This is a genomic window from Thermosulfuriphilus sp. (assembly GCF_054026695.1).
In genome coordinates this window covers 1-14,400 of the sequence record NZ_JBPMLP010000037.1, presented here as the reverse complement: position 1 = coordinate 14,400, position 14,400 = coordinate 1, and the positions used below count along the sequence as shown (strand labels likewise).

Genomic DNA, 14,400 nt, shown 5'->3' with positions numbered 1-14,400 from the left:
TATGGCCTACCATCACATTCTTATCCCCATCGATGGCTCGGAACCAAGTCTCCAGGCCCTTCGGGAGGGCCTGGAGATAGCTAAAAGCCAGGGAGCCAAGGCTACGGCCCTTTATGTTGTCCCTAAGGGGGAAGAATTCATCGAGGTCTTCACCCTCAAATCCGTAAAAGAAGCTTTTTATCAGGAAGGGGAAAAGATCCTCGATAAAGCCCGAAAAATCGCCGAAGAGATGGAAATCCCCTTGGCGGTTCGCATATACGAAGGAAGACCGCCAGAGAAGATCGTTGAGGCCGCCAAGACCCTTGGCTGTGATTTGATCGTCATGGGTAGCCATGGTCACGGTATGATCGGTAAACTTTTGGTAGGAAGTTGCACTGAACGCGTCTTGGCCATGGCTCCCTGCCCGGTCTTGGTGGTCAAAAAGGCCTCTTAATGACTCTCCAACAACACGGGGGGAGCGGACTCCCCCCTTAATTCTATTCATTGAAAGCCCCCCTCCCCTGTGATAGTTAGCCAAAAGCGTGAAGAGACCAACCTTTTTCATCCTTTTACTGTGGATTTGTCTCCATCCGGTCCTCCTCCTGGCCGCCCCGCCGTGGCGCATCCTAGCCCAGAAGATCACTTATTTTGACAACAACAGAATTATCGTCGCCGAAGGGCAGGTAGAGGTCCATCACGAAACAATGACCATCTACGCCGATCGTATCCGCTATGATCTGCTGACCGAAGATATTTACGCCTATGGAAACTTAAAGATCCGCTCCGATGGGGACTGGATCCTGGGCCAGGAAGGTATCTTCAATACCCGCACAGCCACCGGAGAGATCAAAGAGGCCCATCTTTTTATTGAAGACTCAGGCTTCCACGTCCTGGCCCGCCAGATCAGGAAAACCGGTGCCGAGACCTATGAAGCCGATAGAGCCATAATTACCACCTGCGAGACCTGCCGGGATTGTCCCCGAAGGCCGGCCTGGAGTTTTTTTGCCCGCCGGGCCAAGCTTACGGCCGAGGGGTACGCCAAGGGATATTCAGTCACCTTCCGGATCAAGGACCAAGGGGTCCTCTATTCCCCTTATGCCTCTGTAGCCACCAGGGCCAAGAGAAAATCAGGTCTCCTCCCTCCTCGGCTCACTGGTGGTAATCGCAACGGTTTCGGCCTTGAAGTTCCCTACTTTTGGGCCATAAATGACAGCCTTGATCTTACCTTCTATCCTAATTATCTGGCCAAAAGAGGACTAATGGCCGGATTTGAACTCCGGTATGCCTGGGCCAAAGGATCAAAGGGAATCTTCCAATTTGCCTATCTAAACGATGACCTAAAAGATGATGACTACAACAAGGATGGGATTGTCCGGGAGAACCAAACCCGCTGGTGGCTCAAAGGCAAGGCCAATCACCGACTCCCCCACGGTTTCTTGGCCAAGCTGGATCTAGATCTCATCAGCGACAAGGACTTCCCCCTTGAGTTCCGAAGTGACCCTCTGGGATATGACCAGGCCCAAAGGCTCTTCCTCAAGGAGTTTGGCCGGGGGATTGGGGTCGATACCGCCCAGGTGAGGGCTTCAACCGCTCAGGTATCTGGAACCCTGGGGCACAATTTTCTTTTAGGCCAGCTCACCTGGCGCGACAACCAGATCCCTGGGGCTCAGAAGACCACCCTTCAGGAGCTTCCTCGGCTTGAGTGGCGCAACCTCAAGCATCCGTTCTGGGGGCCATTCTACCTGGAGATGACCAATCGATACCAATATTTCTGGCGTGAGGAGGGGACCAAGGGGCACCGTCTGGACCTTTACCCCAAGGTCTCACTTCCTCTGCCAACCCAACCCTACCTAGATGTTACTCTAGCTTATGGTCTTAGACAGACATTCTACAAGGTGTCCTGGGATCCAGATAGCGGCCAAGATGAACAACCTGATCGGACCCTTTATGATATCACTGCCGATCTTTCCACCACCTTGTTGAGGGTCTTCTACCTAAACTGGCAGGGGATAGAGAAACTCCGGCACAGCATCCGTCCCCGAATCCTCTATACCTACATCCCTCCAAAGGATCAGGATGAATTACCCTATTTTGACGGCCAAGATCGAATAAGGACCACCAACAAACTTACCTATTCGGTTACCAACTTCTTCACCATCAAAAAGGAAATCTCTCCAGGGCGATATGTCTATCGAGATATCGTGAGATTCAAGATCCAGCAAAGCTACGACATCCGGGAGGCTAATAGAGAGTTGGAGTCTCCCACAGACAAAAGGCGTCCTTATTCCGACATTTATGTGGAGGCTGAAGCCAGCCCCCGGCCGGGAATCTTCTTCCGTTATAATGCGAACTTCAGCGTCTATGGTCAGGGAGTCACTAGCGCGGACATAATCTTTCGGCTCAAAGACTCCCGGGGAGACAGTCTTCGCCTTGATTGGCGACGCCAGAAAAGGCTCTCCATAGAAGAGCTTAATGCCTATCTTCTTTATGCATTCAATGACCGCCTTTCCCTTATCTTTGGCTACAAAAAGAATCTTGCTGCCAATGAGGAGGTTGAGAATCGCTATGGCCTTCGCTACAACGCCCAGTGTTGGAGGGCCGAGTTGATGTTCATCAGCACTCCGGATGAAACCAGATTTACTTTTTTAATTAACCTCCTGGGCATTGGCCGCTTTGGCCTTTAATTTAGCAGAGGAGATCCAGGATGAAGCTCAGCGCCTTGGTCTTCCCTATTACCTATCTTCGAAAAGACTTCCTCCATTTAGGACTTACTTTTTTTGACTCTTTGAAGGTCCTCTCTCCCACAGAAGAGCCCCCTTTTGAGGGGGCCGAAGAGCTCATAAGTAAGGGGCAAGTTAATCTGTGTGTTCCCTTGCCCTTGGGCCAGAGGCTTCCGACATTCAAGAAGATGATCCGGGATCTTGAGGGCTGGGCTCAGATGATGGGACGATCTGGAGATCTTGAGGTCTTTAAGATCATTCCTCGTGAAGTGATGGAAGAATCGGTCTCAAGCATCAAGGCCGCCCTCAAGGGGGAACCTTCAGGGACCCCCAGGGAAGACCGTCTCCTTGAGGCCCAGATCTTCCTTACCTTGGCCCAAAATCTCGATCGCCGGCTTGATGAATTGGAGGACGAGTTCCGGCGCCTTAAAGAAGGAGCCCTAAGGCTCACCGAGATGATCATCGGCCCTGAAGGCCCCTCAGGCTTTAACAAATGGGTCGTTGAACCGGTAGAGGTTCCGGAAAAGAGCTATCTTTTCAGGGAAAGGCTCTCGGCCTTTGTTAACCTTTTGTTTGAGGCCAGGGGGATTAGTCCCGAGGATTTTCTTCTCACCGACCAGCCTGAAGCTTTGGAGATTCTGGAGATTGCCTGTGAGAAGAAAAGACTCCCCCTCCCTTACTTTCTTTATGAACGCCCTTTAGACAATGGGAGTCCCCGAAGACTAAAAGAAGAAGACGAGGTTTTTAAAAAACTTCTTCTTCAGGAGCAGATCACCAAAGAGAGCATCAAAGAGGCCCAAGAAATCTTTAAAGGGCTTTCTTTCGACCTTTCTAAGGCCTCTTCTACCCTCAAGGTGTACGTCTTCCCGGAGATCTCCCCCTTCAGGCTCCTTGGCGCTGCCGCCGATGCCTCGGTAGCGCTGGAGATGGGCCGTAGAGGTACTCTTCTGGCCATTGTGGAGACCTTTAGTAGGAGAAAAGGCGATGAAGGTCAAAAAGCGCGGCAACATCCTTGATCTTATCGGTAATACCCCTCTTGTGCCCATAAGGCGCCTTAACCCCAATCCCCAAGTGACTATTCTGGCCAAACTTGAAGGCCAGAACCCTGGGGGGTCGGTCAAGGACCGGATCGCTCTTTCCATGATAGAGGCTGCCGAGGAAAGCGGGGAACTATCTCCTGAGAAAATTATTATCGAGGCCACTAGTGGCAACACCGGAATCGGGCTGGCGATGGTCGCTGCGGTTAAGGGCTACCGGTGCCTTTTGGTAATGAGCGAGTCGGCCAGTGTTGAACGTCGAAAGATCATGAGGGCCTATGGGGCCGAAATATTTCTCACCCCGGCAGAAAAGAGCACCGATGGGGCCATTGAGGAGGTCTATGCCCGTTTGAGGGCCGAGCCAGAACGCTACTTCTGTCCAGATCAATTTAATAACGAAAACAACTGGCGAGCCCACTACCACAACACTGCTCCAGAGATTTGGCGAGACACCGAAGGCCGAGTCACCCACATCATCGCCACCATGGGGACTACAGGAACTCTAATGGGGCTGTCCCGGTTTTTTCGAGAAAGGGCTCCTCAAGTTCAGATAATCGGAGTAGAGCCCTATTATGGCCATAAGATCCAAGGGCTCAAAAATATGAAGGAATCCTATAAACCGGGAATCTTTGACCGCAGGCTTCCCCACCGGATAGTCAACGTCCATGATGAAGAGGCCTTTGAAATGGCCCGGCTTCTGGCCAGAAAGGAGGGAATATTTGTAGGAATGAGTGCTGGGGCCGCCATGGCTGCGGCCCATCGTCTGGCCCGAGAGATTAAAGAAGGACTCATTGTGGCTATCTTCCCCGACGGCGGAGAGCGCTATCTTTCAACCTCGCTCTTCAGTATCCCTGAGGCCCAGAAAGAACTCTTCCGGGGGCCGCGATTCTACAATACCCTTTCCCGCAAAAAAGAACCTTTTGTCCCCCAGAACCCTCCCCGAGTGGGCATTTATTCCTGTGGACCTACGGCCTATGAGCTGGCCCATCTTGGCCTCTGTCGGCGAGTGGTGGTGGTGGACCTTTTGAAGCGTTTGCTGGAGTTCAGAGGGTATGAAATCTGTCACGTGATGAATATCACCGATATAGACGACAAGACCATCGCCGCCGCCCAGGAGGCTGGAGTCTCCCTGGAGTCCCTTACCGATTATTTTGCCCAAGAATTCCTTAAGGATGTCGATGCCCTACGGGCCAAAAGGGCCGATTACTACCCTCGAGCCCGGGAACATATTGAGGAGATGATCACCATCACCAAGAGGCTTCTTAAAAAAGGAATGGCTTATGTCAAATATCAATCGGTCTACTTTGACATCTCCAAACTTTCCGGCTATGGCCAGCTATCCCGAGTTGATCTCGATAAAATCCAGATAGGGAAAACCGTTGATCTTGATGACTATGACAAGGACAGCCCGGTCGACTTTACTCTCTTTAAACGCTCTACCCTCCCGGAGCTTAAAAAAGGCATCTTCTATCAGACCGAATGGGGGAACGTTCGTCCGGGCTGGCACATAGAGTGTGTAGCCATGGCCATGAAATATCTGGGGGAGATCTTTGACATCCATACCAGCGGTACGGACCTGATCTTTCCTCATCACGAAAACGAAATCGCTATTGCCCAGGCCCTGACTGGAAAGCCCCTGGCCAAATACTGGCTTCACAGCGCTCTAGTTTATGCCCAAGGGCAGAAGATGTCTCGTTCAGCCGGAAATGTGGTCACCCTGCGGGACCTTCTAGCTCAAGGATTTAGCGGCCGGGAGGTTCGGTTCTTTATCCTTAAAACCCATTATCGCAAGCCCCTTAATTTCTCCTATCAGGCCCTGAAGGCCGCCGTAAAGGCCCTCAGGCGAATAGACAACTTCATCATCCGCTTGACCTTCATCCCCGAAGGCCCCCCCATCGGGGGACTCGATAAAAGGCTTAAGGAATTAAAAGAAAGGGTTCTGGCAGCCCTGGAGGATGATTTAAATGTCTCCCTGGCCCTGGGCCATCTCTTCTCCTTTATGAGGTGGCTTAATTCCCGAATGGATCAAGGACTGGACTCCCAAGGGCGAGAAAAGGTCCTTGAAGCCTTAAAAGAAATCGACCAAATTCTGGCGGTCATGGACTTCCCGGAGAGGATCTCTGACCCGGAGGTTGAGAAACTGATCCAGGAACGGGAGGAGGCCCGCAAGGAGGGCAATTATCAACGGGCTGATCAAATCCGGCAAAGACTCCTTATGATGGGGGTTGAAGTCATTGATGCTCCCTTCGGGCCCATCTGGCGCCGGCTCAAGGAGATCCCGGAAGATGGGAGATAAGCCTTGGAGGAAGATAAAGACCGCAGCCCCAGATGTCTTCTCCACAACGCAGAATTACATATCCGGGCTCGACTTCTACCTCAAGGTTGATCTCCCGCTTTTCCCGCAGAGCTTTGAGCTCAGAGGGTTTAAGAGCGACAACAGATCTCTCGGCTAGGTGGCCAAAACGCTGAAGGGCCACGGTTGTGGGCTTAAGATATCTGGAGACCTGTCGGGCAAAAAGCAGACCCGCTGTCTGAATTTTAAGGTGTTTGATGTCCTCAAGACGACCGGTGTCCCGAAGGAGCCAATAATTCTTGGCCGTAGCTAGAAGAAGATAAGGAGAAAATACCTCACCAGGAATACCAAAACGGATCTCAAAATAACCAAAGACCCGGTGTTTCTCTTGGGGATCTACCGGCCGGGGCCAACTTTTCTCCCAGGATACCCCTTCTCGAGACATTTTCAGACCCTCCGGTCTTTTTTATGATTTTATGAAAACAGCAATTTACCAGAAAAGGCTGGGTTTCAAATAAGGTTTGCTTTAAGTAAAGTTGTAGTATAAATCCTGTGGATTTTTTTAGAATCGGATGCCAGATCCATGGATAAATGGAAACCAGCAGCCGAACGTCGCGTCCTCCTGTTGACCTGTGGCCTTATATGGCTGATTGTGGGGCTTTATCTTATGGCCCTGGCCTTTTATTGGTTTCGCCGGTTTGGTCTATCAATCCCTGGTCTGTTAGCTGTAGGAGGACTCCTTTTGGTCTATTACCTGGGATTTGTTCGTATTGCCCGAAAAAATATCCATCGTCTCCAGGAGAAGCCGGCTAGGGTCTGTTTTTTTGCCTTTCAATCCTGGAAGAGTTATCTCATTGTGGCCGTCATGGTGGCCCTAGGAATCACCCTCAGACACTCCTCTCTGCCCAAGGTCTGGTTAGCTCCCCTTTACATGGGCATCGGTGGAGCCCTCACCTTGGCCAGTCTTTCATATTTCCGACAGCTTCTCTAGTAGATATTACCTGACCAGAATGGATCATAGATGTCCCCGGTAGAGGAAAAAAGAATCCTGGGAGAACTACCATTAGCCATGATCACCCAGAGGGACCGGCGTCCGGATCGATTACTGACAAAGGCTATCTGCCGGCCATCTGGGGACCAGACCGGGGTCTCATTGCTCCCGGTATCAGTAACCATGACCGGATCCCCCCCACGGGGATCAATGGTAAAGATCTGAAACTGCCCCGATACCAGGCCAGCATAAGCTAGGCGATCCCCCCTAGGCGACCAGGCTGGCGAAGTATTGTAGCTTCCTTCATAGGTCAGGCGCCGGATCTTGTTGGTCTCAAGATCCAAGATATAGATCTGCGGAGAGCCGGATCGGTCACTAACAAAGGCTATCTGCCGACCATCAGGGGAGAAGGTGGCCGAGACATTGGCCCCTGGACCAGCGGTCAGACGTCGTAGGATTCGACCGTTCAGATCCAAAAGATAAAGATCCGGGTTTCCTTGAAAGGAAAGGGTGGCAACCAGTCGATCCCCACGAGGATGCCAAGCCGGGGCAATATTAAGACCGGCCCGGGAAGAAAGAACTCTAACCTTACCGGTGTTGAAGTCTTTTATGTATAGCCAGGGACGTCCTTTTTTATAAGAGGTATAGACCAGATAGCGACCGTTAGGGGAGAGTCGCGGAGAGACAATGGTCCCGGCATCAAAGGTCTCCTGAAGGAGGTTGAAACCGTCAAAATCAATAGAAAAGGCCTCCTTAATCGCTCCCCTTTTGATAACCATAAAGATCCGGGAAAGGGCAATCCCCTCTTCCCCGGTAATGGCTTTGACCAGTTGATAGGTATAACGATGGACCATATAACGAGCCTCAGAAACCCGACCAGTGTAGGCCCGACCCAGGATCATCTCGTTGGCAGTAAGATCAAAGGCCCGAAGCTCAAGACGAACCTTCTCAACCTGCTGGTAGACACGACCCAGAATCAGATAATCGACACCCAGCCCCTTCCAAGCCTCTCGATCGACTATCTCTGTATTTTCCCCCAGGATTTCGAAATAGCCGTGGAGGAAAAGATCCCGGGCCATGACCCGCGAAAGCTCAAGGGCCAGGGGTCTTGAACCAGTAAAAAGAGGAACGGCAATGGGAATCTTACTGATCTGGGCCGAGGTAATCTCCACATAGATCCTGGCCCAAGGGCTCCCAAAACCCATTAAAAAAAAGAATCCTATGAAAAAGGAGAGACTTTTTAGCCTCAACATCAAGACTCCTCCTTAATCAACCTAAGCGGACGGACAACCACCCCGATTTCAAGGGGAGGGGATAGTTCTGATGGAGGTGGTGGAAATGGGGCCGCCAAGTAGACAGCCCGACGGACAGCCTCATCGAAGAGACGATGACCAGAAGTCTTCTCAAAGGAAAGACGCCTCAGATGACCCTGGGCATCAATGACCACCACCACGGTGGCCGAAAGGCGAGAAGGATCTTTGATAACTTCAGGGATGACGAGATTGGCCTCAATGAGAGTTGTAATGCGGGCTAGGTAGCGATTAAATGCCCCCGAAGATCTCCCCTGAGCATCTCCAGCCACCTTCTGGGCCACCCTGGAGATGGCCGCCGAGAGCCGGGCGGCCTCCTCTTTCTCCCTCACCCGTTCCCTAATCTGGGAGAGACGTCGAGCCAGAAGGGCCTCTTCGGTGGCCTTAAAGGCCTCTGAGGTCCTGGGACTCCTGGGAGATAATTTCTTAGGGATCCGGGCTTCTGCAGAGGCCGGAGAAGAAGACCTCTTCTTTAAGGGCAAAGGCCCTCTTTGAGAGGCCACCTTTTTGGGGGAGGCCTTTTTAGGCGAAGGCCTTGGAGGAAGCTTGAGACTTTTGGCCTTGGGCCTAGACGGTAAGGACTTATTTTTAAGGGCCTTTCTTGGCTCCTTTTTCGGGGAAGATTTTGGAGATTTTAATGAAGAGGCTGGTGGAGCCAGGGATACTAGTCTTACCCTATAGACTTTAGGAGTAGGAGGTCGAAATTCAGGGATCACTGTCAGGGCCACCACAACGGCCAAGTGGAGCACAAGAGAAGCCGTCAGATAAGGACGCCAGTGAAACCAGCCTTCCATAAGGCTACCTCTTATCAGGAGGTCTAGTTACTAGCCCCACGGTCTCTATCCCTACCCCTCGGGCCAAGGCCAAAACCTGGGCTACCAGACCATAGCGGGCCTGTCTATCAGCCTCAATGAAGACCTCATCCTTGTTACGGGAGACCTGAAGAAGACGGGCTTTGAGACCCCGAAGACCGACCCTTTCCCGGCCGATGTAGATCTCTCCCTTTTTGGTTATGGTTATTACCAGGGGCTCCTTGGGCCGGGGTAATTCCCCGGCCTTGGTCTCTGGAAGATCTACCGAGACCCCCCTGGTCATCATCGGGGCGGTGATCATAAAGATAATCAAGAGGACCAGAATTACATCCACCAAAGGGGTAACGTTTATATCAGCTAGATAACGGCCTTTCTTTTCCCCGAAGGCCATTTTACTCCTCCCCTATGCCCTCTTGAAGCAAATCCCTTTCTACCAGGTTCAAAAAATCCCGAACAAAGGCCCGGATATCCGTCTCAAAACGTCCCACCTGACTCATAAATAGGTTAAAGGCTACCACCGCCGGAATGGCTGCTGCCAGGCCAAAGGCCGTAGCAATCAAAGCCTCGGCAATCCCTGGGGCCACAGTGGCCAAGCTGGCTGAACCTACAGCTCCGATATTGTGAAAGGCTCCCATGATCCCCCAAACCGTACCGAAGAGACCGATAAATGGGGTAGCGTTACCAGTGGTGGCCAGAAAAGGAAGCCCCTCCTCCAGGCGGGCCAACTCTAAAGAAACGGCCTTATCAAGGGCCCTTTCCAGTCTGGTAACCACACTTTCTATCCAGAGAGAAAGTTCCTCCGGGGCCTTAGGACGGGGAGTAGAACGACGGATGCGAACCAACTCTTGGTAGCCCATTCTGAAGACCTCGGCCACCGGGGCTTGAGGCTGATCTTTGAGGCCTTTGAAGACCTCGGACAGGGTTCGTGATGTCCAGAAAGATTCGATAAATCCCTCACTGGCCCGGCGGAAACAACGCAATTGCCTCCATTTAAAAATGATAATGGCCCAAGAGACCACCGAAAAAACCAAAAGGATCAGCAACACAGACTTGGCTACCGGACCGGCAGCCAGGACAAGATTTACAATGCTTAAGCTCTCCACTCCATTCCCCCTCAGGCCCAGAAATCTTGGGTGACGTTTTTAATTAGTCCCTTTTCAAGGGCCAATTCAACTAACCCCAGGACGGCCTGGCGTCCCTCTTCCCCAAGGTCCAAAGTAAAATCATTGACATAAGTCCTGATGTGTTCCCGGATGACTTCATCGTCCATCTCCTGGGCGTAGTCCTTGACATAATCCCAGACCTCTGCCGGATGCTCCCAGGCATAAAGAAGACTTTGACGAAGAAGGTCAGCAATGCGGCCAGCCTGCGATCTTTCTTTGGCCCGAACAAAAAATCCTCCCAGGGGAAGAAGAAGCCCGGTCTCCTCCTCCCACCACTGCCCTAAATCTTTAAGAAGCCTAAGACCATAGCGAGGATAAACGAAGCGGCCCTCATGGATGATGACTCCAGAGGATATTCCCCCCTTCAGGATGGCCGGAATGATCTGATCAAAGCGCATCGGTCGAACCCTTACCCTGGGAAGGTAGAGCTTAAGGAGGAGGGTAGCCGTAGTATAGAGCCCCGGAACGGCCACTTCCTGGGACCGGGCCTCATCCAAGGAGGTCCCAGGCAAGGCCACCCAAAGGGGACCCACACCACGCCCTAAAGCGGCCCCTACGGGCAGAAGAAAATAGCGTCCTAGCAGGTGACAGAAGGCATGAAAGGAAAGCTTACTTACGGCAAGCTCTCCCTGAAAGGCCCTAAGGTTGAGGGCCTCTACATCCTCGATCACCGGAATCAAGGGAAACCCGGTTTTTAGTCTCCCCATCATCAAAGGAGCCAGCAAGAAAGTATCGTTAGGACAGGGAGAGAACCCTAACCTCATCCGAAAAGCTCCTCTAAGGCCGCTATAGCCCTCTGACCTAAGGCTAAGGCCTCCTCAATCCTCCAGTCGGCCTCCTCTCTGTCTAATACTAGGTTGGAGACCACTCGGAGTTCGACCATCTCCACTCCGGCAAGCTCTGCAGCCTGGGCCACGGCCGCCCCTTCCATGTTCTCCACCAGGGCCCCATATCTCCTCTCGAGGATAAGTCCCCGATCTTTACTGGCTGAGGCGCAACAAACCGTCACTGCCGGACCCACAGTAGGCCTTAAGCCAGCCTTTTTAAGCCTCCGAGAGACATCATTTACGGCTGAAAACGAAAGTTGATAATGCCTTCTTACCGGAAGATCAGCAGAAAAATCCTCCAGTTTCCCTTGACGACAAAGGGCCAGATCTCCAAAAAATTCCTCGCTGACCAAGACCAAGGAAGGAACGTCCAGACCACTTCCTGGATAGGCCCCAGCCAGCCCCCAAAGAAAGACCCTTTTCACCCTCTGACGGGCCAACTCATAAGCCACTGAGGCGGCAGCCGCCACTGGCCCCATCCCGCAGATAAAAGGAGAATAACCCAAATTACGGACCCAGAAGGCCTCTTTCTCTGTGGGAACTACCAACAAAGTAGACACCGCTCAACCATAACAGGTTGACAGAAACACTGCCAAGGGCTACTGTATTCTTACCTTAAGAAAATTGTTAAACGTTCTCAATAATTACTGATCCTGAAGCTTTTCGAGAGGACGACAGATGTTTGAAAGACCAGCCTGTAAAAAGGCCCATTTGGAATCACTCCATCAACGCGAACGGGAGGAATTCGAAAAGATCTTTTCCGCTACGGACACCGAGGATCTAGCCGATCGAAAGGCTATTTTTGAGGCCTTTATAGAAAAGGACTACCATGTAAGCCCAGAGGAGCTTTTTGAGACCCTTAAAGAAAGAGGATTTTCTCGAGGGCTTGATTTTATCAAGGAGACCCTTGATCTTCTTTGCCGCTACGGTTTTGCCCAGGCCAAATCCTTTGAGGGACAGCCTACTCTTTATGAACATCGTCACCTAGAAGATCACCATGATCACTTTATCTGTACCAAATGCGGCCGCATCATCGAGTTCGTTCATCCACCTATTGAGGCCCTTCAGGAGGAGGTGGCTAGACTTTATGGCTTTAAGCCTCTGAGCCACAAGCTCGAAATATATGGAATTTGTTCCAGCTGTCAGACGAAACGGGAACCGACCCTCCCCTTGACCATGGCCTCACCAGGAGAACGGGTCCGCTTTGCCCGATTCCTAGGGGGAGAAAAACTACGCTCTCGTCTTACCTCTATGGGCCTCCAAATAGGAGATACCGTAGAAGTCATCAACAACTGCGGCCCGGTTATCGTCTCTGCTAAAGGAACCAGACTAGCCTTGGGGAGAGGGCTGGCCCAGAAGATATTGGTCTCTTTGTGTCGTGAGTAAAAACTACATAATTTTACAAATTTATAGCAAATCTTAACAAGTCTTTTTATATCTTACCCTGTTAATCAATTTTGTCCCCCTTTTTATCAATTTCTCTTGACAACCTCCTCAATAAGGATACAAGTAAATATCTCCCCTTTACCTAAAGGGGAGGGATTTTCACCCTTTAAAGAAAAGGGGCCTATTCAAATAGAATATACTATCTAAGAAATTCGATGATTAAATTAATATCTTTATTTGTGCTCTTATCGTGATTATTTCTTCTTTTCAGTCCGTACCGATCTCTGCCCGAGTCTCAAGGCTGTGTTCTAATTGCCACGCTATGCACAACTCTCAGGGTGGTTCTGTCGTTACTATTCAAGGACCTTTTGGCTACTTGACGGTAAGCAACTGTGTCGGTTGCTACAGTTCAGAGAGCAATAATACTATTGCCATTGTGGGGGAAACCCGAATCCCCATCGTCCTTAACCAATCGCCCCCGACGTACCCTCCAGATGGAAGTCCTTCGAGTACCTTGGCTGGCGGGAACTTTTACTGGGTGGAGAATGTAGGGGACCAATACGGTCACAATGTTATTACTCCGGACGCCACCCTGGACTGGACCCCTGGGGGAGAAACCAATTTCGGTGTTGTGCCCAACAGTTGTGGCTTTGAAGGGTGCCATAAATCATTGGCCTCCATTCGCTACGGTCCAGGACCGGGGCCTCTGTTTAATCCCATTACTGGAAATGGCTGTATAGGTTGTCATAATGCAGCCCACCACGCCAATGATGAACAACATATGTTGGCCAATGGATATAAATACGTCGATGAAATTGGGGGAGGATATCGATTTCTCAATAAGGCCGGAGCCCAATTTTGGAACATCCCCCCTCATAACGCTCCGGCAGTAGCCGGAATAGAAGACCCAGACTGGGAACAAAACCCAAGTCCTTCCCGCCATAATGAATATCAAGATTCTCCCAAACCATTTGCCCCTTTGGCCTATGGACAAAATGCTCAGGGAATAAGCGATTTTTGTGCCGGTTGCCACAATACCTTCCATTCCTGGCCAGCAGGAGGCTCTCCCAACGGAGGCAATGGTAACCCCTGGTTGCGTCACCCCTCGGCAGTGGAGTTACCCAACCGGGGAGAATACGCCAATTACACCATCTACAATCCCTTAGTGCCTGTAGCCCGGAAAGATGCCTCTGTTCTTATAGGAACAGGCCCCTCGGCCACGGTTACCGCAGGTCAAGACAAGGTCATGTGTCTGTCTTGTCATCGGCCCACGGAAGCCCTTATCCGGATATGCTCCGCTGGGATTACAGCTCCTGTATCACCGGATCAGGTAATTCTCAATGTGGCTGTTTTGTCTGCCACTCTTCAAAAGATTGAAAAATTACCTACTTTTCTGTAAAAAAATTAGAATAAAAACGTCTTTTTTGTGCCATGAGGAAAAGAATTAAAATTATACCAACAACTTAAGGGCTATGAGGTCAGCCCGAAGCGCCCGAGGGGTCGTAATCCCTCGAGGCTGATGACCTCTACTCAGGGGAGCCTGGGTAGAGGTTTTTTTTAATTTTAGGGAGGTGAGGGCAAAGATGGCCACCTCTTATGCTTTAATCAAGGAAGGACTCCTTGAAACCACAGTTCGCCTCTCCAGGATCAACCCCCAAAACGGCGGCCAGAGGTTGGAAGAAATTCAACAAAAACTTACCGAGGAACAATTTAACCTAGTGGTTATGGGACAGTTTAAAAGAGGGAAATCAACCTTTATCAACGCCCTCCTAGGGGCAGAAATTCTGCCCACGGCCATTGTTCACCTCACGGCCACCGTTACTATTCTCCGCTATGGTCCGACAATAAAGGCTGTAGTTCACTATCTTGACGGTCGTCGGGA

At 51.1% G+C, this 14,400-nt stretch carries 15 protein-coding genes and 1 riboswitch; of the genes, 8 read left to right on the top strand and 7 right to left on the bottom strand.

The genetic code is table 11. The features are described from left to right. Position 1 precedes the first annotated feature (1 nt). From ACXJJX_RS05615 to cysS, 4 genes are all read left to right on the top strand, one after another. Positions 2-433, top strand: coding sequence for a universal stress protein (locus tag ACXJJX_RS05615; protein WP_456433022.1), 432 nt, complete (start codon positions 2-4; stop codon positions 431-433). 88 nt (positions 434-521) lie between these two features. Beyond that, positions 522-2,663: an LPS-assembly protein LptD gene (locus ACXJJX_RS05610; RefSeq protein WP_456433020.1), complete on the top strand. Its 2,142-nt coding sequence runs from the start codon at positions 522-524 to the stop codon at positions 2,661-2,663. Positions 2,664-2,683: 20 nt separating this feature from the next. Beyond that, on the top strand, positions 2,684-3,715 hold the full coding sequence (locus ACXJJX_RS05605) for a hypothetical protein (RefSeq protein ID WP_456433018.1): 1,032 nt from the start codon (positions 2,684-2,686) through the stop codon (positions 3,713-3,715). Then, complete coding sequence (gene cysS, locus ACXJJX_RS05600; RefSeq protein ID WP_456433016.1) at positions 3,684-6,032, top strand: cysteine--tRNA ligase; 2,349 nt, start codon at positions 3,684-3,686, stop codon at positions 6,030-6,032. The genes ACXJJX_RS05605 and cysS overlap by 32 nt, the downstream gene beginning before the upstream one ends. Here the strand turns inward: cysS and ACXJJX_RS05595 are convergent. Next, on the bottom strand, positions 6,004-6,474 hold the full coding sequence (locus ACXJJX_RS05595; protein ID WP_456433014.1) for a hypothetical protein: 471 nt from the start codon (positions 6,472-6,474) through the stop codon (positions 6,004-6,006). The two genes, cysS and ACXJJX_RS05595, sit on opposite strands and share 29 nt — an antisense overlap. Before the next feature lie 138 nt (positions 6,475-6,612). On the opposite strand from ACXJJX_RS05595, the gene ACXJJX_RS05590 reads away from it, so the two are divergent. Beyond that, the gene (locus ACXJJX_RS05590; RefSeq protein ID WP_456433012.1) at positions 6,613-7,020 is read left to right on the top strand and encodes a hypothetical protein; all 408 of its coding nucleotides are present in this window, start codon (positions 6,613-6,615) and stop codon (positions 7,018-7,020) included. Here ACXJJX_RS05590 and ACXJJX_RS05585 read toward each other — a convergent pair. The 6 genes from ACXJJX_RS05585 to mqnB all read right to left on the bottom strand — a co-directional run bounded on the left by ACXJJX_RS05585 (position 7,017) and on the right by mqnB (position 11,692). Continuing rightward, positions 7,017-8,225 carry a beta-propeller domain-containing protein gene (locus tag ACXJJX_RS05585; protein WP_456433010.1) on the bottom strand — a complete coding sequence of 403 codons (1,209 nt, stop codon included), beginning with the start codon at positions 8,223-8,225 and terminating at the stop codon, positions 7,017-7,019. The genes ACXJJX_RS05590 and ACXJJX_RS05585 overlap by 4 nt on opposite strands. A gap of 47 nt (positions 8,226-8,272) precedes the next feature. After that, positions 8,273-8,812: a TonB family protein gene (locus ACXJJX_RS05580; RefSeq protein ID WP_456433008.1), complete on the bottom strand. Its 540-nt coding sequence runs from the start codon at positions 8,810-8,812 to the stop codon at positions 8,273-8,275. Positions 8,813-9,128: 316 nt separating this feature from the next. After that, positions 9,129-9,533: an ExbD/TolR family protein gene (locus tag ACXJJX_RS05575; RefSeq protein WP_456433006.1), complete on the bottom strand. Its 405-nt coding sequence runs from the start codon at positions 9,531-9,533 to the stop codon at positions 9,129-9,131. A gap of 1 nt (position 9,534) precedes the next feature. Further along, positions 9,535-10,245, bottom strand: a complete 711-nt coding sequence (gene tolQ / locus ACXJJX_RS05570) for a protein TolQ (RefSeq protein ID WP_456433004.1) — start codon at positions 10,243-10,245, stop codon at positions 9,535-9,537. Between the two features lie 11 nt (positions 10,246-10,256). After that, positions 10,257-11,069: a 1,4-dihydroxy-6-naphtoate synthase gene (locus tag ACXJJX_RS05565; RefSeq protein WP_456433002.1), complete on the bottom strand. Its 813-nt coding sequence runs from the start codon at positions 11,067-11,069 to the stop codon at positions 10,257-10,259. Continuing rightward, positions 11,066-11,692 carry a futalosine hydrolase gene (gene mqnB, locus ACXJJX_RS05560; protein ID WP_456433000.1) on the bottom strand — a complete coding sequence of 209 codons (627 nt, stop codon included), beginning with the start codon at positions 11,690-11,692 and terminating at the stop codon, positions 11,066-11,068. Before mqnB ends, ACXJJX_RS05565 begins: the two co-directional genes overlap by 4 nt. A gap of 118 nt (positions 11,693-11,810) precedes the next feature. Between mqnB and ACXJJX_RS05555 the strand changes: the two genes are divergently transcribed. From ACXJJX_RS05555 to ACXJJX_RS05545, 3 genes are all read left to right on the top strand, one after another. After that, on the top strand, positions 11,811-12,518 hold the full coding sequence (locus tag ACXJJX_RS05555) for a transcriptional repressor (RefSeq protein ID WP_456432998.1): 708 nt from the start codon (positions 11,811-11,813) through the stop codon (positions 12,516-12,518). Between the two features lie 250 nt (positions 12,519-12,768). Further along, positions 12,769-13,917, top strand: coding sequence for a hypothetical protein (locus ACXJJX_RS05550; protein WP_456432996.1), 1,149 nt, complete (start codon positions 12,769-12,771; stop codon positions 13,915-13,917). Between the two features lie 60 nt (positions 13,918-13,977). Next, positions 13,978-14,054, top strand: a riboswitch (Fluoride riboswitch). 47 nt (positions 14,055-14,101) lie between these two features. Further along, the coding region (locus ACXJJX_RS05545) for a dynamin family protein (protein WP_456432994.1) at positions 14,102-14,400 on the top strand (299 nt) is incomplete at its 3' end.

Bases quoted from the DNA above. Each gene is read 5' to 3' on its own strand.
- ACXJJX_RS05615 (WP_456433022.1), top strand. From the start codon at position 2: ATGGCCTACCATCACATTCTTATCCCCATCGATGGCTCGGAACCAAGT.
- ACXJJX_RS05605 (WP_456433018.1), top strand. From the start codon at position 2,684: ATGAAGCTCAGCGCCTTGGTCTTCCCTATTACCTATCTTCGAAAAGAC.
- cysS (WP_456433016.1), top strand. From the start codon at position 3,684: ATGAAGGTCAAAAAGCGCGGCAACATCCTTGATCTTATCGGTAATACC.
- ACXJJX_RS05595 (WP_456433014.1), bottom strand. From the start codon at position 6,474: ATGTCTCGAGAAGGGGTATCCTGGGAGAAAAGTTGGCCCCGGCCGGTA.
- ACXJJX_RS05590 (WP_456433012.1), top strand. From the start codon at position 6,613: ATGGATAAATGGAAACCAGCAGCCGAACGTCGCGTCCTCCTGTTGACC.
- ACXJJX_RS05585 (WP_456433010.1), bottom strand. From the start codon at position 8,225: ATGGGTTTTGGGAGCCCTTGGGCCAGGATCTATGTGGAGATTACCTCG.
- ACXJJX_RS05575 (WP_456433006.1), bottom strand. From the start codon at position 9,533: ATGGCCTTCGGGGAAAAGAAAGGCCGTTATCTAGCTGATATAAACGTT.
- ACXJJX_RS05565 (WP_456433002.1), bottom strand. From the start codon at position 11,069: ATGAGGTTAGGGTTCTCTCCCTGTCCTAACGATACTTTCTTGCTGGCT.
- ACXJJX_RS05555 (WP_456432998.1), top strand. From the start codon at position 11,811: ATGTTTGAAAGACCAGCCTGTAAAAAGGCCCATTTGGAATCACTCCAT.